This is a genomic window from Campylobacter parajejuni (assembly GCF_046764905.1).
Classification (GTDB): Bacteria; Campylobacterota; Campylobacteria; order Campylobacterales; family Campylobacteraceae; genus Campylobacter_D.
The window spans coordinates 212,969-233,224 of the sequence record NZ_JBKORB010000001.1; the positions used below are offsets into that span (position 1 = coordinate 212,969).

Annotated in this window: 19 protein-coding genes and 1 pseudogene; 6 read left to right on the top strand and 14 right to left on the bottom strand. The window is 30.8% G+C overall.

The window, feature by feature from the left end:
• Genes pglJ through ACLL8X_RS01080 form a run of 6 tightly spaced genes read right to left on the bottom strand, consistent with a single transcriptional unit; the run spans position 1 to position 6,609 of the window.
• The gene (gene pglJ / locus ACLL8X_RS01055; RefSeq protein WP_411989098.1) at positions 1-1,098 is read right to left on the bottom strand and encodes an N-acetylgalactosamine-N,N'-diacetylbacillosaminyl-diphospho-undecaprenol 4-alpha-N-acetylgalactosaminyltransferase; all 1,098 of its coding nucleotides are present in this window, start codon (positions 1,096-1,098) and stop codon (positions 1-3) included.
• Positions 1,086-2,015 (bottom strand): GalNAc(5)-diNAcBac-PP-undecaprenol beta-1,3-glucosyltransferase, encoded by a 930-nt coding sequence (gene pglI, locus ACLL8X_RS01060; RefSeq protein WP_411989099.1) that lies wholly within the window; start codon positions 2,013-2,015, stop codon positions 1,086-1,088. The genes pglJ and pglI overlap by 13 nt, the downstream gene beginning before the upstream one ends.
• Positions 2,008-3,084: a GalNAc-alpha-(1->4)-GalNAc-alpha-(1->3)-diNAcBac-PP-undecaprenol alpha-1,4-N-acetyl-D-galactosaminyltransferase gene (pglH, locus tag ACLL8X_RS01065; RefSeq protein WP_411989100.1), complete on the bottom strand. Its 1,077-nt coding sequence runs from the start codon at positions 3,082-3,084 to the stop codon at positions 2,008-2,010. The genes pglI and pglH overlap by 8 nt, the downstream gene beginning before the upstream one ends.
• Positions 3,081-4,778 carry a BC-type lipopolysaccharide transporter PglK gene (gene pglK, locus ACLL8X_RS01070; protein WP_411989101.1) on the bottom strand — a complete coding sequence of 566 codons (1,698 nt, stop codon included), beginning with the start codon at positions 4,776-4,778 and terminating at the stop codon, positions 3,081-3,083. Before pglK ends, pglH begins: the two co-directional genes overlap by 4 nt.
• Positions 4,772-5,758, bottom strand: a complete 987-nt coding sequence (gene galE, locus ACLL8X_RS01075; protein ID WP_411989102.1) for a UDP-glucose 4-epimerase GalE — start codon at positions 5,756-5,758, stop codon at positions 4,772-4,774. Before galE ends, pglK begins: the two co-directional genes overlap by 7 nt.
• 59 nt (positions 5,759-5,817) lie before the next feature.
• A complete protein-coding gene (locus ACLL8X_RS01080) occupies positions 5,818-6,609 on the bottom strand; it encodes a 3'-5' exonuclease (protein WP_411989103.1) in 792 nt (263 codons plus the stop codon).
• 64 nt (positions 6,610-6,673) lie between these two features.
• On the opposite strand from ACLL8X_RS01080, the gene waaC reads away from it, so the two are divergent.
• The 4 genes and pseudogenes from waaC to ACLL8X_RS01100 all read left to right on the top strand — a co-directional run bounded on the left by waaC (position 6,674) and on the right by ACLL8X_RS01100 (position 10,413).
• Entirely contained in the window at positions 6,674-7,711 is a 1,038-nt protein-coding gene (gene waaC, locus ACLL8X_RS01085; protein ID WP_411989104.1) for a lipopolysaccharide heptosyltransferase I, read from the top strand.
• A complete protein-coding gene (locus ACLL8X_RS01090) occupies positions 7,708-8,595 on the top strand; it encodes a lipid A biosynthesis lauroyl acyltransferase (RefSeq protein WP_411989105.1) in 888 nt (295 codons plus the stop codon). The genes waaC and ACLL8X_RS01090 overlap by 4 nt, the downstream gene beginning before the upstream one ends.
• Positions 8,592-9,359: pseudogene (locus ACLL8X_RS01095) on the top strand (glycosyltransferase family 2 protein); the annotation flags it as partial. The gene ACLL8X_RS01090 and the pseudogene ACLL8X_RS01095, both read left to right, overlap by 4 nt.
• On the top strand, positions 9,352-10,413 hold the full coding sequence (locus tag ACLL8X_RS01100; RefSeq protein WP_411989106.1) for a glycosyltransferase family 4 protein: 1,062 nt from the start codon (positions 9,352-9,354) through the stop codon (positions 10,411-10,413). The pseudogene ACLL8X_RS01095 and the gene ACLL8X_RS01100, both read left to right, overlap by 8 nt.
• A 202-nt stretch (positions 10,414-10,615) precedes the next feature.
• Here the strand turns inward: ACLL8X_RS01100 and ACLL8X_RS01105 are convergent, their stop codons facing one another.
• Positions 10,616-11,794, bottom strand: coding sequence for a glycosyltransferase family 2 protein (locus ACLL8X_RS01105; RefSeq protein WP_411989107.1), 1,179 nt, complete (start codon positions 11,792-11,794; stop codon positions 10,616-10,618).
• A gap of 28 nt (positions 11,795-11,822) precedes the next feature.
• Positions 11,823-12,788, bottom strand: coding sequence for a glycosyltransferase family 2 protein (locus ACLL8X_RS01110; RefSeq protein ID WP_411989108.1), 966 nt, complete (start codon positions 12,786-12,788; stop codon positions 11,823-11,825).
• 55 nt (positions 12,789-12,843) lie between these two features.
• Between ACLL8X_RS01110 and ACLL8X_RS01115 the strand changes: the two genes are divergently transcribed.
• The gene (locus ACLL8X_RS01115; RefSeq protein ID WP_411989109.1) at positions 12,844-13,911 is read left to right on the top strand and encodes a glycosyltransferase family 4 protein; all 1,068 of its coding nucleotides are present in this window, start codon (positions 12,844-12,846) and stop codon (positions 13,909-13,911) included.
• Here ACLL8X_RS01115 and ACLL8X_RS01120 read toward each other — a convergent pair.
• The gene (locus tag ACLL8X_RS01120; protein WP_411989110.1) at positions 13,900-14,751 is read right to left on the bottom strand and encodes a glycosyltransferase; all 852 of its coding nucleotides are present in this window, start codon (positions 14,749-14,751) and stop codon (positions 13,900-13,902) included. The two genes, ACLL8X_RS01115 and ACLL8X_RS01120, sit on opposite strands and share 12 nt — an antisense overlap.
• On the bottom strand, positions 14,735-15,559 hold the full coding sequence (locus ACLL8X_RS01125) for a glycosyltransferase family 2 protein (protein WP_411989111.1): 825 nt from the start codon (positions 15,557-15,559) through the stop codon (positions 14,735-14,737). Before ACLL8X_RS01125 ends, ACLL8X_RS01120 begins: the two co-directional genes overlap by 17 nt.
• Before the next feature lie 59 nt (positions 15,560-15,618).
• Here ACLL8X_RS01125 and waaF point away from each other — a divergent pair, with 59 nt between their 5' ends.
• Positions 15,619-16,569 carry a lipopolysaccharide heptosyltransferase II gene (gene waaF, locus ACLL8X_RS01130; RefSeq protein ID WP_411989112.1) on the top strand — a complete coding sequence of 317 codons (951 nt, stop codon included), beginning with the start codon at positions 15,619-15,621 and terminating at the stop codon, positions 16,567-16,569.
• Here the strand turns inward: waaF and ACLL8X_RS01135 are convergent.
• Genes ACLL8X_RS01135 through ACLL8X_RS01150 form a run of 4 tightly spaced genes read right to left on the bottom strand, consistent with a single transcriptional unit; the run spans position 16,555 to position 20,199 of the window.
• Positions 16,555-17,310 (bottom strand): glycosyltransferase family 25 protein, encoded by a 756-nt coding sequence (locus tag ACLL8X_RS01135; protein ID WP_411989113.1) that lies wholly within the window; start codon positions 17,308-17,310, stop codon positions 16,555-16,557. The genes waaF and ACLL8X_RS01135 overlap by 15 nt on opposite strands.
• Complete coding sequence (gene rfaE1 / locus ACLL8X_RS01140) at positions 17,307-18,692, bottom strand: D-glycero-beta-D-manno-heptose-7-phosphate kinase (protein WP_411989114.1); 1,386 nt, start codon at positions 18,690-18,692, stop codon at positions 17,307-17,309. Before rfaE1 ends, ACLL8X_RS01135 begins: the two co-directional genes overlap by 4 nt.
• Positions 18,685-19,638, bottom strand: a complete 954-nt coding sequence (rfaD, locus tag ACLL8X_RS01145) for an ADP-glyceromanno-heptose 6-epimerase (protein WP_411989115.1) — start codon at positions 19,636-19,638, stop codon at positions 18,685-18,687. Before rfaD ends, rfaE1 begins: the two co-directional genes overlap by 8 nt.
• Positions 19,639-20,199, bottom strand: a complete 561-nt coding sequence (locus ACLL8X_RS01150) for a D-glycero-alpha-D-manno-heptose-1,7-bisphosphate 7-phosphatase (protein ID WP_411989116.1) — start codon at positions 20,197-20,199, stop codon at positions 19,639-19,641.
• Between the last annotated feature and the right edge of the window lie 57 nt (positions 20,200-20,256).

The window sequence follows — 20,256 nt, forward strand, 5'->3', positions numbered from 1 at the left end:
TTATCCTAATAAATATTTCAAAGCATCGCGTGCAATTTTGACCTTATCAAAGGCTTTTGCCCTAGTTTTAGCCTTGTTTTTATACGCTTTTTTTAAATTTTCATCTTCAAGCATAGTCTTTAAGCCCTTAAACATAGAATTTTCATTATTTACTTCCACCAAAAGCCCAAATTCATCATCGCCAAAAAGCTCTCTTGCTCCACTTTTATGCTCAGTGCAAACCACCGCACAAGAACAAGCTAAACTTTCGATTAAAACATTTGAAAAACCTTCAAACACAGAAGCAAAGGCAAAAAATTCACATCTAGCCATATATTTATAAGGATTATTATCAAAACCCAAAAGCAAAACTTTCTCTTCTAAATTTAGCTCTTTAATCAAAGTTAAAAGCTCATTTTTAAGCACGCCTTCGCCTAAAATCACAAGCTTTAAATCTGTTTTTAATCTCGCATAAGCACGGATTAACAAAGCGTGATTTTTACCCTTATCAAGCCTACCCACACTTAAAATAAATTTATCCTTTAAAGCTATCTCTTCAAGGGCTTTTTGCTCTATATTTTCTAAATCAATAGCATTGTATAAAATTTCACATTTTTTTGGATTTATATGAAAATTTTCAAGCAAATCTTCTAAATTTCCCTTAGAATTAGGCAAGATTAAATCAGCTCTTGGATAGAGTAAAGAAATTAAAAATTTATTCGCTAAGGAATTAAAATTATTTTTCGCATACATCACGCTTGGTGTAGTGCATTCGTTGATTACAAGGCGGGTTTTATTACCCAACATTCTTGCCATTAAAGCTATATAATTAGGACGATTTAAAAAAACAAATTCCGTATCAATGCCTAAATTTTTACAAAGTTTTTTATATTTTAAAGCCAAAAAAGGTAGTTTTAAAAATTTCAAAATAGGATTTTCATTAGGCTTTGAATGTTCTAAAAAATGAATTTCACACTCGCTAAGCTCATAAGAAATTTTATCATTCATCAAAATCAAATGCACCTCAAATTTCAAACTTAAAATAGGCAATAAAGTCGCCACAACCCTCTCAGCACCGCCACTTCCTAAAGAATAAATAAAAATGCCTAATTTTTGCATAAAGCCACCCGAATTTTTGATAATTTTTCAATCATATTATTTGGAATTATACTTAAAATGAGTAATATCAAGGCAGGGGCGTTGATTTTCACACTTAAACTTTTAAATAAACACAGATAAAGTGCCTTATAGTTTTTTGCAAGTTTTGCATAATAAGCTGCCATTTTATAGTAACTTGCACAAGTTTTTTTATAATCTTTATCCCCACTCGTTTTAAGCTCATCTTCTAAAATTTTGGCAAGTTCTAAATAGCCCAAATACACCCTATGAGCATTTTTACTAGCTCCCAAAGTTACGCTGTCTTCTCTAAAAATTCTATAAATCCTAAAAGCCTTATGGATATAAAAACTTTTTTCTTTATATAAATTAACCCAAAGCGTAGCTTCATTGCCATAAAATTCTTCATTAAAACGCTTATTTTCAAGTAAGGATTTTTTAAAAACAGAAAAAAACTCTCCGCTAAATTTAGCCATTAAAAAATCTTTTTTAGAAATTTCACCATCTTTATCCAAACCCTTACCGCTAAATTCCTTACTTAATTTTCCTTCTTTTTCTATCAAACAATTTCCAAAAACATGGGCATAGCCTTCATCTGCCTTTTGCATTAAGCTACTTAAAGCCCCGCACAAAAGCTCATCATCATCATCTAAAAAAGTTACAAATTCTCCCCTAGCCTTATCAAGTCCATTGTTTTTATTGCCATTGGGTCCTTGTTTATAATTTTGATTTAAAACATAATAAATGCGTTCATCATTCTTTTGTAAATTTTGCACCACACTCTTAGTATCATCACTAGAATTATCATCGCTTACAATGATTTCTAAATCCTTAAAATCTTGATTTTGTATGCTTTTGATAGCCTTTTCTAGCAAAACTTGACGATTAAAGGTTGGCACTATAACAGAAAGCTTAGGCATTTTTAACCTCAGCTATGAGCTTAAGCCATTCTTCTTTGATATGAGAAGGTTCAAAGTCTTTGCATCTTTTTTTCGCATTATTTACAAGTTCTTTTCTTAATGTTTCATCTCTTAAAACAAGTTCGAGTTTTTTAGCAAGGGCTATTTCATCATCACAGCCCACCAAAAGCCCGTCATAATTATCTTTGATTAAATCCTTAGCCCCATTATAATAAGAACTTGAAATTCTACAAACTTCAAAATACAAGCTTTCTATCAAAACCGTTGGCAAACCCTCTATAAAAGAGCAAAGACAAAGCACTTTTGCCCTTTCATAAAGTGCTTTAATATTTTCAACGCGTCCTAAAAAATCAACCCTTATCCCCAAAGATTTTGCCTTATACTCAAGCTCTTGTCTTAATTCCCCATCTCCTGCTATAACAAAACTATAAGTTTCTTGCAAATTTTTATCCAAACAAGCCAAAGCTTTTAAAAACATTGCAGGGTTTTTATTCGCGTCTAAACGCCCTATGAAAAGCACTAAATTTTCTTTCTCAAAGCTGGAATTTAAAGGAAGTTCATCGCTAAAATGACAAGGATTTAACAAAAGCCTTACTCTTTTTACAAAGCTTTCATAATATTCTTTATCGCTACTTCCAAGCACAGTTAAAGCATCGCAAAAAGGATAGCTTATCCTTCTTAAAAAACGCCAAATTTTAGGTTTTAAATACGCCTCGTTACTATGCTCACTTATAATGAGTGGGGTTTTAAGCCCTATTTTCGCAACAATACAAGCAATATTAGTTGTATCCAAAAAAGAAATAAAAACATCAGCCTTGCTTTCTTTCAAAGCCTTTCTTAAAGCAAAAAATTTCTTAAAACGACTGGCAATTTTATGATAAAGCGTGTCAAATCTAAAGCTTTTTAAGCTCTCAACCCTAACTTCACTCTCAAGCTTATAAAAAGACTTTCCCGGATGGAATTTAATGATACTTACCTTATGCTCCTTGCAAAGTGCGTTAGCTAAACTTACCAAAACACGCTCAGCCCCTCCTGAATTTAAAGTCGCAATGATAAAGCTTATTCTCATCCTCTCTCCTTTTTGAGTTTGCCTTGTTCTAAACGATAAACCCTATCGCATTGGGTTATAGTTGAAAGGCGGTGTGCGATGATAATCATAGTTTTATCTTTAGAAATCTTATAAATTTCATCCATAATTTTTGCTTCGCTTTGGGTATCAAGGGCTGAAGTAGCTTCATCAAGCACTAAAATTTCAGGCTCTAAATACAAAGCCCTTGCTATGGCTATGCGTTGTTTTTGTCCCCCGCTTAAATTGCTTCCCCCATCGCCTACTTTTGTTTGCACTCCTTGGGGTAAAGTTTTTATAAAATGTTCTAAATTTGCTTGTTTGATAACCCTATTAAGTTTTTCTTCATCCACGACATCTCCAAAGCTGATATTTTTAGCTATGCTATCATTAAAAAGATAGATATTTTGTGGAATATAGCCTATTTTTTGACGATAATTTTTAATATTTTTGGCATTTAATTCTTGCTCATCAAGTAAAATTTGCCCTTCTTTTGGCTTTAAAAGTCCTATGATAATATCCACTAAAGTGCTTTTTCCACAACCACTTTCTCCTATAAAAGCGATTTTTTCACCCTTTTTAAGGCTTAAATTAAGATTTTTAAACAAAGGTTTTTTTCCTTCATAACCAAAGCTAAGATTGGAAATTTTAAGTTCTTGCTTAAAGCTTATCTTAGATTCGCCTAAATTTTCTTGGGTTTGCTGTAAATTTTGATAAATAATATCCAAAGAAGAATGATAATAAAGCAAATCGTGATAACTCGTGATAATGCGGTTCGCACTTGGCATTAAGCGGTAAAGTGCCAAAACAAAAATAGAAATCGTAGATAAAATACCTGAAATATCACTCTCATTTTTTAAAACCAAAAAAACCACGATAAAAACAAGAACGCAAAAACCTATCCCTTCTAGGTAAATTCTAGGCACCGCAGCTACGCTTTCATTGGTAATATTTGCCTTAGAAAAGGCTTGACTTTGGGCTTTAAAAAGGCTTAATACTCCATCTTCTTTGGTTTTGAGTTTGATAAATTTAAAATTATTTAAATTAGTATTTAAAATTTCAAAGAAATTTTTCATCGCTTCTTCGCGTCTAAGCCCTGCTTTTTTAATGATGGGGCTTAAAATTTTTACCAAAACAAAAGCATTAAGCACCATAAAAAGGCTTAAAAATAAAGTGATTTTGTAATTAATCAAAAGCATTAAAGCATAAAGCAAAAGCACTACAAAAAGCTCACTCATCAAAAGCAAAAAAGATGAGAGCATAGTGCTTAGATTATAAACTTCTCCTGTGATGGATTTTAAAATTTCAGACTGATTTTTTTGGGTAAATTTTTCATAATTGATATTTAAAAATTTAGAAAAAACCTTGTAAGCGATTGCGTGATAACGCCCCTTAGAAAAACGGGCTAAAAGATGAAAATAATACGCATTCAGCAAGGCTCTAAACACATAAAAAATTATAAGCCCTACCCCAAAATAAACAATGATTTCAAAAACAGGGATATTAAGATATGCTTTTAAATCACTTAAATACTTATTCCTATCAAAATAAGAAAAATCACTAGCCAAAGTGATAAAAGGCATTATCAAAGAAATCGCAAAAGTTTCTATAAAAGAAACAAATACCGAAAAGACAAGCAAGAAAAACAAAAATTTCTTATCTTCCTTGCTTAAAATAAAAAAAAGTTTTTTTAGCACTGCTTTTCCCAATCAAAAGCCGATTTACAAATAAGTTCTAAATCATCGTATTTAGGTTGCCAAGAAGTAAGCTTTCTAATCTTACTTGCATCAGAGATTAGCACACTAGGATCACCCGCACGGCGTGGGGACAGCTCCACTTTAAAATCCACTCCGCTAACTTTTTTCATCGCTTCAATCACTTCTTTAACGCTAAAACCATGCCCATAGCCTACATTAAAAACATTGCTTTGATTGTTTTGCAAGTATTCTAAAGCCGCCAAATGCGCACTTGAAATATCATCTACATGGATAAAGTCTCTTATACAAGTGCCATCTTTAGTATCATAATCATCGCCAAATATAAAAAGTTTATCACGCTTTTTAGCGGCACATTCAGCCGCAACTTTTATCAGTAAAGTTGCTTTTGGATAGCGTTGCCCTAAGGTATAATCCATACAAGCACCCGCAACATTAAAATACCTTAAAATACAATGCTTAAATTCAAGATTTGCCATACTTGCATCACGCAAAATCTCTTCACTCATAAGCTTAGAACGCCCATAAGGATTAATAGGCGCTAAAGCACTTGTTTCGCTCACAACTGGGGTTTGTGGTTCGCCATAAGTAGCCGCTGTGGAAGAAAAGATGAATTGATTTACTCCAGTTTGCAAACAAGTTTGGATTAAATTCGTAGTGTTGATGGTATTGTTTGTATAATACTTTAAAGGATTTTGCATACTTTCAAAAACTTCAATACTCGCCGCAAAATGCACAATAGCATCAAATTTTTCTCTCTCAAAAAGAGTTCTTACGCCCTTAAAATCACTTAAATCTTGTTCAAAAAATTTAAAAGCTCTTATTTTTTGCAAATCTTCTATTGCGATTTTAGAGCCTTTAGAAAGATTATCCAAAACACAAAGTTCATAATCTGTTTTTAAAAATTGTCTTAAAGTATGAGAACCTATATAACCCGCACCACCGCTAATAAGAATTTTCATCAGTCTTCCTTTTACTAAAAAATATCAAAAATAAAATTCTAATATATTTTCTTAAATGCTTAAGATTGAACTTTTGAAATTTCACTCTCACAAGCTTTTACAAAAACTTCCGTATAAGAACAATTTGCTCTTTTTGCGAGTAAAAAATCTTTCATACAAGAAAGAAAATAAACATAATCTTCATCGCTAACATTAGCCTTAATAAGCTCATATTTTAAAAAAAGCATATAGGTGTTTAAAACATCACTTTCACAATACTCATAAATTTTTTCAAGCTTATTTTCATAAAAAAGCTTCATCACCTCATCGCCTTGCACCTCATATTTTCCGGGCAAACCCACCATAGAACAAAGTGTATCAAGCTTCATTCCACGCCCATTAGCCAAGCTTTCTAACAAATCACAATGCTTTAATTCTGAAAATCTTGTTTTATAATTATTCCATTTATCGCTTTGCGTATCCAAATAAGCAGCGGCTTTGATATTGTATTTTAAAGCCCTTAAAATAAGCACGGGCATATCAAAATTTTTACCATTAAAACTCACTAATTTTGGCTCATAATTCTCTATAAAATTAAAAAAATTAGCGACCATTTCTTTTTCATTTTGCCCATCGATTTTATTGACCTTAATAAATTTTCCAAAATTATCACTTAAAACCGCACAAATGCTGATGATTTTATGGTAAGGCAAGGGCAAAAACTCACTTCCGCTTTGTTCTTTTTGCCACTGAAATGCTTTTAAACTCACTTCCAAATCCGTCCCTTCAAAACCTAAAGTTTTGCGAATAAGCTCAGCATCTGGCACACTCTCACAATCAAAAACACAAATATAACCTTCATTTTTTGCCATTTTTAACCTTTTTTTAAATATTTTCGCTAAAATCATAACAAAAATTTCAAAATACTAGGTTTTAATGAAAATAGCAATTGTTCGTTTATCAGCCCTTGGCGATATTATTCAAAGTGCTGTAATTTTGCAATTTATCAAAAATTTTAAAAAAGATATAGAAATTCACTGGTTTGTGGATGAAAAATTTGAAGGCATACTCAAAAATCATCCTTTAATAACCAAACTCTATGCTCTGCCTTTAAAAGAAAAAAAATTTATCAAAAGTTTAAAAATTCTTCTTAAAGCAAGAAAAAATAATTATAGTGCAGTAATAGACTTGCAAGGGCTTATAAAATCAGCTATTGTAAGCCGAATTTTAAGTAAAAATAATTTTGGTTTTGATAAAAACAGCCTTAAAGAGAGTTTTGCTCATAATTTTTACAATCAAAAGCTTGAGTTAGATTACAATGAAAATGTTTTTGTAAGGTATTTAAGCCTTGCTTCTTTTATGCTAAATGCTGATTTTAGTGTTAAAAATTTAGCCTTCAAGCAGGATATTTTCAGCGTCAATGAAAATTTAAAACAACTCTTAAGCAATAAATTTAAGCTCGATGAGAATGAGAAAAATATACTCATTCAAGTAGGCTCAAGTGTGGAAAATAAAATCTATCCCAAAACCAAACTCGCCATACTCTGTAAGCTCATCATCAATAAATTTCAAAAAGCAAAAATTTGGCTTGCTTGGGGCAATGTGAAAGAATATGAATTTGCCAAAGAGCTTTCAAAGCTTAGCGGTATTGATGAAGCACATATAAAATTAACCCCAAAATTTAGCCTTGAAGAGCTGATGGCTTTTACAAAAATGATGGATTTAATCATAGGAAATGATAGCGGTCCTACCCACCTAGCCTTTGCTTTAAACAGACCTTCTATTACGATTTTTGGGGCAACTCCTAGCTACCGCAATGCCTTTAAAACTCCCATCAATAAAATCATAGACGCAGGTAAAAAAATCCAAAATGCCAAGCATATCGACAGAAGTGATTTTTGTATCACTCGCATAGAAGAAGAAGATATTTTCAAACTTGCTAAGGATTTGCTAGATAAAGGAAGTGCTGAGTGAAAAATAGCGATAGGCTGTATCTTAGTCTTTATTATATTTTAAATTTTCTTGTGCGTTTTATGCCTGATTTTATCTTGAATTTTTTGGCTTTGATTGTCGCAAGAATCACCTTTTATCTTAATAAAAAACACCGCAAAATCATTGATATAAATTTACAAATCTGTTTTTCGCATTATACAGCCAAAGAACGCGATAAGCTGTCTTTAAAAATTTACGAAAATTTTGCTGAATTTGGGATTGATTGTCTTAAAAATCAAAATACCACAAAAGAAAAAATACTTCAAAATATAGAATTTATCAACGAAGATTTTCTAAAAAATGCCCTAAATTTAAAGCGTCCCCTTGTCTTTACGACCGCACATTATGGAAATTGGGAAGTTTTACCTCTCATCTACGCGGCTAAATATGGTGCAGTCTCAGTCGTGGGCAAGGGCTTAAAAAGCGAAGTGATGTATGAAATTTTAAGTCAAAGTCGCACCCAATTTGATATAGAATTAATCGACAAAAAAGGCGGTTTAAAACAAATGCTTAGTGCCTTAAAAAAGGGGCGAGTTTTGGGAATTTTAACCGACCAAGACTGCACAGCTAAGGAAAGTGTGCGTTTGAAATTTTTTGGCAAAGAAGTGAATTATCAAATGGGAGCAAGCCTTCTAGCCCAAAGAAGCAAAGCCCTAATCATCCCTGTTTATGCCTATAAAAATGGCAAACATTTTTGTGTGGAATTTTTTAAGGCAAAAGACTCTGCAAATGCAAGTTTAGAAGAGCTGACGCTTTATCAAGCCCAAAGTTGCGAAGAAATGATTAAAAAAAGACCTTGGGAATATTTTTTCTTCCACAAACGCTTTGCAAGTTATGATAAAGAAATTTATAAGGATATAAAATGAATCTAAAACAAATAAGCGTGATTATTATTGTAAAAAATGCCGAACAAACCCTGTTTGAGTGTTTAAGTTCTTTAAAAGATTTTGATGAAATTATTTTACTTAACAATGAAAGTAGTGATAATACCTTAAAAATTGCTCAAGAATTTCAAAAAGAATTTGAAAATTTACACATTTATCACAGCACTTTTATAGGCTTTGGGGCTTTAAAAAATCTTGCTTTAAGCTATGCAAAAAATGAATGGATTTTAAGCATTGATGCTGATGAAGTGCTTGAAAATGAGTGTATTAAAGAGCTTAAAAATTTAGAACTTCAAAAAGATAATATCATCGCACTTAGCCGTAAAAATCTCTATAAAGGCGAATGGATAAAGGCTTGTGGTTGGTCGCCTGATTTTGTTTTGAGAATTTTTAATAAAAATTTCACCCGATTTAATGATAATTTAGTGCATGAAAGCCTTATTTTACCACCTGATACTCAAAAAATTTATCTTAAAAATGGATTAAGGCATTATGCTTGTAATGGAATGGAAAGTATGATTTATAAAATGAATCTTTACACTAGCTTTTCAGCAAAAGAAAAACTCAAGCAAGGTAAAAAAGCAAGTGTTTTTGGAGCCATTTTTCGATTCTGGCTGACTTTTATAAAAGATTATTTTTTTCGTGGCGGTATCAAATACGGCTACAAAGGCTTTATAATAGCCCTTTTAAATGCCAATGGAGCCTTTTTTCGCTATATGAAACTTTACGAGTTAAATTATGAAAAAAATTAATATTTTCCTAAAAGACATCACAGAAAGTGGTGGTGGGGAAAGGGTTTGCATAAACCTTGCCAATGCCTTTTCTAAAGAATATAGCGTTGAAATTTTTAGTTTTTATAAAAGCTTTGAAAAACCCAGCTATATGATTGATAAAAGCGTGAAAATTTTTTATCTTAGTCAGCAAGATTTTTATCACGCAAATAAAGTCAAAAAAATCTTTCTAAAAAGTCTTTATCGTTATTTTTTATCCCTTAAAATCATTTTAAAATTTAAAAACGCAAAAGACGCAATTCTTTTAGCCAATGATGGATATTTTTTACCTTTTTTTAAAAACAAAAGCTTAAAATATCTTAGAATTTGGCACATTAAAGCTCCAAAAAAGAAAAAAAGAATTTTTGATAATTTTGATGCTTTGATTTTGCTTTCATCTAAAGAGCTTCAAATATGGCAAAAATGGCATAAGAATATCCATATAGTCCCAAATTTTTTACCCTTTATCTCTTCAAAAGAAAGTGATTTATCTCAAAAAATTGTTCTAAGCGTTGGAAGATTTACAAAACAAAAGGGCTTTTCAAGACTTATAGACATTTGGGAAAGAATACAAAAAAATGAAAATTTAAGAGCTTGGAAACTTCACATTGTAGGTGATGGCATATTAAAAGAAGAATTAGCAAATAAAATAAAACTAAAAAATTTAGAACACTCCGTTCTTTTGCAACCTTTTAATAAAGACATAGAGCAAGAATATCTAAAAGCAAGTATTTATGTGATGACTAGTCATTTTGAGGGTTTTGGAATGGTTCTAGCTGAAAGTGCAAACTATGGGATTGCTAGCATCGCCTTTGATGTAAATACGGGTCCAAGTGATATTATAGAAAATGAAAAAACTGGCTTTTTGATAGAAGATGGAAATTTGGAAGACTTTTCCCAAAAACTTCAAATCCTTATGCAAGATGAGAAGCTAAGAAAAGAATGGGGTAAAAATGCTAAAAAGAAAATACAAAATGAATTTAGCAAAGAAAAGCTTATGAAAAAGTGGAGAGAAATTATCACTGCCTAATTATCTTTCCATTATACTAATAAAATTAAATGAAGAATTCTAGAAAAAATATACATTAAATAAGTTAGCTAGACAACAAAATATCCTTGCTTAAAAGTTAAATATAGATTTAAAAAACCTTGAAGCATAAAAAATCAAATTTTAAGCATTTTGGTTTTAAATGTTGCAACTTTAATTATAGCCTGTGATAGCAATAGTTAGTTTAAAATTTAGCAAATATTTTTTTTGGATGTCTTATATATTTTCTTAATTTCATATAAACTTTATAATATTTTAAATTCTTTACAAAAACTTGAATTTCTTTATTTAGATTCAAAGGGTCCTTGCTGATATTAATGTCAAAATAACGCATATAGTATCTTTTGATACTTTTTTTAAGAAATGAATTATTTATATTTTTATTAAAATTCTGTATTTTTTTTGCAATTGCAATATCGCAATATACTTTAAAATAATTTCTAAGCTCCATATAATCATCAAAATATTTTTCTAAAGATTCCAAATGTTTTGGTAAGATTTTTTTATCAGTAAAATTAGTTATAGACCCTTGCCTAATTCTATAAATCATTAACGATTCTTTCATATAAAACATCTTATTAGCCAAGCAAAATAAAATAGTCCCAAAATCATGGTCTTCATGATATATACCCTGAGTAAAACGGAGATTATACTTGTTTAAAATATCAGCTTTAAATGCCCCTTGCCAAGCAAAATAGAAATTATATCTTTTATTTAATTTTAACAAATCTAGAGGTTTATAAAATTCATTATCACATATTTTTTCAAAAAAGTCTTTTTTCACAAATTTTTTATCACTCTCATAATATTCTTCCAAATCATGTATGCAAATATCCAAATTTCTTTTCGTCATTTCATTTACACATCTTTCTATACAACTAGGCTTAAAATAATCATCAGAATCTAAAAAATGTATTATAGAATTTGGTAATTTTTGAATTATAAAATCGTTTATATTTTCTATATTGGTTCTTATATATCCTTTTTGAATTTGAGTAAAACTGGATTTTATAAGTTCTTGTTTTATTGTTTGAGTGTTTGTTTCAAAAGTATGCGTTGCACTAAAGGACATAATGTTTTGCTCTTGTTTGTCTTCAAAAAAAGCTCTAAGTTTAGTTCCTTTTATAAATTCTAAACCCATATTTCTAGCCGAGCTTAATCCACCATTTTGCTTAGAAATTAAAAATATTCTATTGTCTTTATTTAAATATTCAAGTGCTATATCTAAACTCTCATCGGTGCTTCCATCATCGACTAGAATAATGTCTAAATTTCTATAACTTTGATTTATAACGCTATCTAAACACTCTTTTAGATAAGGTGCTACATTATAAATAGGTATAATAACAGAAATTATAGGCATATTGACCCCTTGTAAAGCAATCAAAAATCTATCTAAAAATGCGAACTAAGCATTGTATTTTTAAAATAAAATATTTTATTAAAAATTTATTTATTATTTTTTTCAATTTATATATAACATAAGGACAAGTTAGTTGATAAAATCTTATTTCTCGTAATAATTTATACATAATCAACTTAATAAGAGTTATTTTTAAAAAAATATATAAGTATTGTTCCATATTTTTCTTATGAGAATTTAAAAACTTTGATAAAATCCTAATAACCATTTTTTCATCTTGTAAATTTTTTTCGATTCTTCTAGCATTGTTTGTCATAACAGAACTAGAGTCGTTTTGACAATAATAATATATATGCTTCGAACTCGTAACAATTTTTTCACAATTTAAAATAATAAAAAAATAAATCAAAGCATCTTCTGCCATCGTTAATTTAATATCCTTCTCATCTAAATAAGTAAAAGCGGTCAAATATACTTCTGTCTTAATCATCTTAGAACAAAGATTCCAATAACAAATTCCATTATTTTGAGTTAAAACATTCTTGCAATATTCAAAAATTGTAAAAGTTTTATCTTGTAAAAAATCTTTCTTGTATTCACACCTTTTGGCTGAATTTTCTTTATACAAAAAGCCAAACCATATAAAATCGCTTTCTTTTTCAACATTTAAAATCCTTGCACACTCTTCACAAGCATTAAGTTCTAAAAAATCATCGGGGTCTAAAAAGAGTATATACCCCCCCCCTGCAATTTTAGCACCCTCATATCTAGCCTTTAAAAGCCCTAAATTTCTTTCATTGTGAATGATTTTTATGCGTTCATCTTTTTTAGCGTAGTCTTTGGCTATTTCTATACTCTTATCGTTTCCACAATCATCTACAATAATGATTTCTATATTTTTAAAGCTTTGATTTACGCAACTATCTAAGGCTCTTGCTATGTATTTTTCGACATTATAAGTAGGTAAGATAATAGAAATTAAAGAATTTTTCAACTATAATTCTCTCTTATGATTTTTAAATGGACGCAATTATAGCTTAGGAAATTTAATGAAAATCTTACTTGTAAATTATGATATGTCAGTGTATGGTGGCACTGAAAGAGTTGTTGTAAATTTAGCCAACTCCTTGGCAAAAGAAAATCATAACATTACCATTCTTAGTGTGTATAAAAAAAACTCTCTATTACCATTCTCCTTGCATGAAAATATTAATTTACATTTTTTATATAAAAATACAGAAAAATGGTTTAAATCCAAAAAAATTACCGCGATAAAAAAAATAATAAACAATATAATCATAAATAAAATTATAAATCAATGGGGAGGGGTGGATGTTGTTTTATCAAACGACTATCAGTCATTCATCCCCATACTAAAACTAAAAAACACCCGATATGTAAAAATTATACATGGAAATTTTAATGTTTATATGCAATGTAATAATCTTTCTTATTTTCACGATATTGTTATTCTCACAAATAAAGAACTTAAACAATGGAAAGAAAGACATCAAAACATCCATATCATTCCCAACTTTCTACCCTATATTCCATCTCAAAAAACCGACTATAAACAAAAAAATATTCTAAGCATAGGGAGATTTACACAAGATGATTTAAAAGGATTTTCCAGACTTATTGACATTTGGAAAATAATTCAAAATGACACAAGATATAAAGAATGGACATTAACCATAGTTGGAGAAGGAGATGGTCAAGAAACAATTCAAGCAAAAATTCAAAATAATAATCTTGAAAAATCCATTCAAATAAAGCCCTTTACGCAAGATATAGAAAAAGAATATTTAAATGCTAGTATATATTTAATGTGTAGCCATTATGAAGGTTTTCCTATGGTGCTACTAGAAGCTTTATCGTTTGGATTGCCATTAATTGCATTTGATATTAAAACTGGACCAAGTGATGTCATAGACGATGAAAAAAATGGGTATTTAATACCCAATAACGATATATTTTCTTTCGCTCAGAAAACCCAAACTTTAATGGAAAATAAGGATTTAAGAATTCAAATGGGGGAAAAATCTAAACAAAAAGCCATAAATGATTTTTCCGAAAAAGTTATTATGTCGAAATGGAAAAAAATATTAAATTTTTAATTTGCTTTTGATTTTATCAATAAATTCAAGCAAGAAATTTTTTCTAGAAAAATACATAATATCAGGATAGTCTATATCATTTAGTAACTTATCTATATGATGTTTAACCAACAAGCTGCCATAAATTCCATCTTTGTAAAGCAAATTTTTATCCATCTTTTTAGCTCTCCACATATCAGAAAATAAATGTAAAAAAGGCCTAGTTTCATCAATTTTCTTTCTTTTGCTTATAAAATCTTTTATTTTAAAGCATGAAATTTGACAAGTTTGCTTATAATCCCATGTATATTTTTCCAAATTCCATTTTCTAACTTCATCCGCTAAAAACCAAGGACCTATAATACCCCAAGGAATTATTTTTCTATTATCAACAATTTTTTCTGCTTCTTGTATGAGACTCTTTCCAAAATTTGAATTTTTAGGAAACTTTAAAAACGATGTTGTAACTCTTGGCTTAGTCTCATCTTTATCAATCTCTTGAGAAAAGATATATTCTTGACTTAAATCCGTATATTTTAGACAAACCATGTCAAGATCTACCCATACCCCACCCTTAAGATAAAGCAAATTAAATCTAAAATAATCCGAAAAGGCAGCCACTCCAGCTCCCCTATCATCACTAAAATAGTTTTCAAAAGGTATTATATCGCTAGCATCTTTAAGCTCAAAGTCATCAAATAATTCACCCATTTTTTTAAAAAAAATATCATCAAGATTATAAGTATATAAGACGAATTTATAACCATTATCTATAAAAGATTTTATAGATAAAAGCTCCATTATGCCTATGCCTTTGTAGCCTTCAGGGGTATGCCAAAAACTACTAACTTCTTGCTTCATAAATTCTCCTTATTAACCCCAACTTTTCCTTTTCCAAAACCTCAAATAATTTTTGATGAAAAATATCATTTTTAAATTCCAAAGAAAGTTGTTTTATAAGTTCGTTGCTTTTCTTTTTATCTTGATAATTTTGACTTAAAATTTCTTTATTTTTGCTTTCATACCTGCCATCTTCATTAAATTCATAATGATAAATACACTCTTTAAAAACGCCTATTTTCTCACAAAGCATAAAATTCATATAGCAAAAAAGCACATCTTCAGCATAACTTAAACGCTCAGCTATTTTAATTTTTTCAAAGCTTTTTAAGCTTATATCTTTTCTAAAACACTTCGCCCAAACCGACCAGCAAAAATGCCTTTGCTTACTTAAAAATTCCAAAAACTGCTCTTTATCAAACACTTCATCTTGTTTAAAACGGTAAAACCTTCTAGTCTTTACCCTATGCACTAACGCGTCAAAAAGCACTATATCAAAACCCTTATTCATAGCACAAAAGGCCAATTCACAAGCATTAAAACTTAAAAAATCATCACTATCTAAAAACATAATAAACTCAGCGCTTGAGTGCAAAACTCCCTTATTCCTACTCGCAAAAGTACCTAAATTTTCATCATTTTTAAAAATTTTTATCCTTTTATCCTCTTTGGCAAAAGCTAGGGCTATTTTAAGGCTCTCATCCTCGCTTTTATCATCGATGATTAAAATTTCTATGTCTTTAAAGCTCTGATTTATGCAACTTTGCAAGGCTCTTGCGATAAAATTATGAGAATTAAAAAGCGGGATAATGATAGAAAGTTTTGGCATATTTTTCCTAAATTTTGTTAAAATATTAAAGACAATTCTATCAAAATTTTAGGAAAATTATGAAAATTTTTATACACCTTCCCACTTGGCTAGGCGATGCAGTGATGGCTTCACCTGCTTTATATGGCATTTATCATCATTTTAAAAACGCCCATTTTATACTCTATGGCTCTTTTGTTTCCACAGCTCTTTTTAAGGATTTTCCTAATGCCAAAATCATTGTAGAAAATAAAAAAACACGCTACAAACAAGCCCTATCTTTACGCAAAAAACTTCACTCTTTAGACCTTGCTCTTTCTTTTAGGTCGGCTCTTTCTTCTAAGCTTATTTTGCACCTTCTTAAGGCAAAACAAAGGCATTTTTTTGATAAAAAAAAGCACAAAGAAGAACATCAGGTTTTAAAATATCTTTATTTTGCAGAAAACGCAGCGGCTATTAAAATCCACTCTAAAGACTTAAAACTTCCTTTTAAGCTCAAATTTCAAGGTCCGCTTAGGCTTAAAAATGGGAAAAAAATACTGGGTCTAAACCCCGGAGCAAGTTTTGGCAGTGCTAAAAGATGGGACGGGGCTTATTTTGCTAAGGTGGCTTTAAATTTTAGCAAAACTCACGAAATTTTAATCTTTGGAGCAGGAAAAGAAGAGCAAATTCTTTGCGATGAAATTTTTAAAATCTTAAAAGAGCAGAATGTAAAAGTAAAAAATCTTTGCAATAAAACCACACTCAAAACCCTTTGTCAAAATATAGCTTTTTGCGATATTTTCATCACAAACGATAGCGGTCCTATGCACCTAGGAGCAGCTTATAAGACGAAAACCATAGCCATCTTTGGTCCTACAAAATTCACTCAAACCTCACCTTGGCAAAATGAAAACGCAAGATTGGTGTATTTAAAGTTAGCTTGTATGCCGTGCATGCAAAAAGCTTGCCCCTTAAAACACCACAGCTGTATGAAGGATTTAAACCCACAGCTAGTCATAGAAGAAGCTAAGAACTTACTTAATTTTTAAGCTTTTACGCATATAAAACGCAAAAAACATTTTATGAATATCCCAAAATAATCTAAAGCATTCCCTGCTAATTTTTTTATAAAATTTAGTCCTTTGGCTAGGGCGTCCAAGAGCCGAAATTTCACTTTCTAGTTTCAAGTTATGCTTTAACAATAAAGGCTTTTTAATGATATTTAAAACCTTATGCTTGTAAAATTTATCCATATAGTCATCCACAGGACAAATTAAATATCTAGCATTATGGATAAATTTTATTGCGGCACTTGTTTGTAGCACATAACCTTGAGCACCACTAATTTTTTCAAAACTCAAACAATAATCCTTATCTAAACCATATAGCTTTTTATCAAACAAATAACAAAGCCTTACATACTCATATGGACTCTTTAACAAGTCCTCTATACCCCCCCCCGCTAAAAACTCGGCACTAAATTCCACATCATCTTCTAAAACCATTATAGTTTCACCCAGCCTTACACACTCTTGCCAAAGCTTATAATGACTAGCAAAACAGGCTTTTTCTCCATCACTAAGCTCTCTGCCAAATACCCAAGAACCCCACCAAACAAAATGATTTTTAAATTCCAAATGCTCCCCATTTTTAGCATCAACAGCCCTAAAAAAGATAAATTCTAAATCATCTTTCAAGCTAGGATTTTTTTCAAAAAGCTTTTGAATTTGCTCTTGCATTCGCTCTTTTCTTTCCAAAGAACGCTCTAAGTTGATAATGAAAACTTTCATTTTTCATTCCTTATTTTCTCTATAAGCTTAGTGGTGCTAAAACCTTCTTCAAAGTCGATTAATTCAACTCTCAAAACCAAATTTGAACCCACAACAAACTTATCTTTATAATCAGCGCCTTTAACCAAAACATCAGGCTTTAAAAAGCTTATAAGTTCCAAAGGCGTATCTTCATCAAAAATCACTACAAAATCCACAAAATAAAAAGCTGCCAACATACAAGCTCTTTGAAACTCTGAATTTATAGGGCGACTCTCGCCTTTTAGTCTTTTCACACTCGCATCCGAATTTAAGCCCACCACCAAAATATCGCCCAAGCTTTTAGCCTTTTGCAAATAAGAAATGTGTCCAAAATGCACTATATCAAAACAACCATTTGTAAAAACAATCTTTTTATCATTTTGTTCTAAAAGTGCCAAAAGTTCTTCTTTGCTTTTAATCTTGTTTTCAAAATCCCTTCGTTTAAAGCTTTTAATCATTTCAAAGCTCACACTAACACTGCCTATTTTACTTACAACAACCGCAGCGGCTTCATTAGCAAGCTCGCAAGCTTTAAAAATCTCAATCTCATTTGCCAAGCAAAAAGCCAAAACTGCAATCACACTATCGCCAGCTCCTGTTACATCATAAACTTCCAAAGCCTTAGCCGGAGCTATTTTTAAACTCTTATCAAAAAGGGCAATTCCTGCTTCTGAAAGCGTGATAATAGAATAACGCAATGAAAAATCTTCTTTTAATTTTTTAATGCCTTTTTCTAAATTTTCCCCCTCTAAATTTTCCAATTTCAAAGCCTCTAAAGCTTCTTTTTTGTTGGGCGTAAGCAGGGTCGCACCGCTGTATTTGCTAAAATCACTCCCTTTAGGGTCTATTAAAACAGGGATATTTAAGCTCTTAGCCTTAGAAATGATAGCCTTGCAAACCTTACGCGTTAAAACTCCTTTTGCATAATCGCTTAAAACCACAGCCTTAAAAGCTTTAATCTTTTCATCAAACAAAGCTATAAGCTCATTTTCGAGCAAAATCTCACTTGTATCTTCTTCATCCACTCTTAAAACCTGTTGATTGTGTGCCATAATGCGATTTTTAAAAGGGGTTTTGCGTCCTTTTTGGGTTAAAAACTCTCCTTGTAACTTTTCCTTTAAAAATTTTCCACCCTCATCATCGCCCACAACACCCAGTGCAAAAACATCAGAACCTAGACTTTTTAAATTCGCATAAACATTGGCAGCTCCCCCTAGTCTTTTATCTTCTTTTAGGCTTTTAGCTATCAAAACAGGAGCTTCAGGGCTTACACGCGAACACTCACACCAAGTGTAATTATCCACCATAAAATCGCCTATAACCAAAATTTTAGGCTTTTGCTGACTTAAAAACTCAAGCATTTACTTCCTTTTCAAAAAGCCTTTTTATCTCGCTCAAATAATCCCTTATCCCTTCTTCAAGGCTAAATTTGGGCTTATAAGCCCAAGTTGTATCCAAGTTTGCTTCAGTGTGAAATTGATAGGACTTCACATAAGGATTTGGGATATACTCGCAAGGTAAATTGGTCTTTAATTCTTTTTGTAAAATATCGACTATATCCTTAAAAGTCCTTGCCTTGCCACTGCCTACATTATAAACTCCACATTTTGAAGAAAGTGCTGTCAAATTGGCACTTACGACATCTTTGATATAGGTAAAATCCCTATAAATTCGCTCACTTCCTTCAAACAAACGAGGATTTTTCCCAGCTAAAATTTGATGGGCAAATTGCAAAACCATAGAAGCGGTTTTATTCTTAAAAAATTCGCCCTTACCATAGACATTAAAATATCTAAGTCCTACTAAATGGGCTTTATCATAGTATTTTTTTGCTAACTTATCCATCATCAATTTTGAAAAAGCATAAGGATTTTTAGGCTCTTCATCCTTGCCTACGCTTTGAGGGCTTTTTGCAGCTCCATAAACCGAAGCTGAACTTGCATAAACAAGCTTTGCGTGAAGTTTAATGCTTAATTGTATAAAGTCTTTAAAAGTATTTAAATTAGTCTGCAAAACTTGAGTTTGATTAAAAGCCGTTGTATCCGAAATGGCTGCTTGATGAAAAATCACTTCAGGCTTAAAATTCTCAATCTTTTTTAAAACTTTCTCATCGTTAATATCGCCTACAAAAAGCTCTCCATCAAATTCGAGTAAATTTTTAAAATGTCCAAAACTTTGCAAATTTCCATTCTCAAAAGTCGCACTGCTACGCATTTTATCGATGATTAAAATTTCATTTTCTTCTTGTAAATTTAAAGCCAGTTGCGAACCTATAAATCCCGCACCGCCTGTGATTACTATTCTCATTTAAATGTCCTTTTCTTTAAAAAAGTCTAGAATTTCTTTTAAATTTTTAAACTGAGTAAAAAAATCGCCTTCTTTTTTTTCTTCATCTACTAAAATTAAAGTGCCAATGTGAGCCTTCAAACCCGCTTGCATATCGCTTAGATTATCTCCAATAAAAATAGAATTTTTCATATCCAAATCAAACTCATCTTTGGCTTTTAAAAGCATACCCGCTTTAGGTTTGCGGCACTGGCAACCCTCTAAGTGCGGACAATGATAAATTTTATCAATCTTTATGCTTTGTTTTACAAATTCTTTAAGCATAAAATCGCAAAGTTTTAAAAAATCACTCTCTTTATAATAAGCCCTTGCTATGCCTGATTGATTAGTCGCTATAAAAAGTAAATAATCCTTAGCTAAAAAATATCTACAAAGCTCGAAAATTCCATCACAAAATTCAAAATCTTCTATTTTATAGACATATTTTTTATCTATATTAATCACCCCGTCCCTGTCTAAAAATAATGCTTGTCTTTTCATAGAAACATTATAATATAGCTTTTTTAAAAAGAAAATAAACATCAGCTGGGTCTTTAAGAATTTTATTAAAAATAAAAATATATAATACCTAGTAATCTA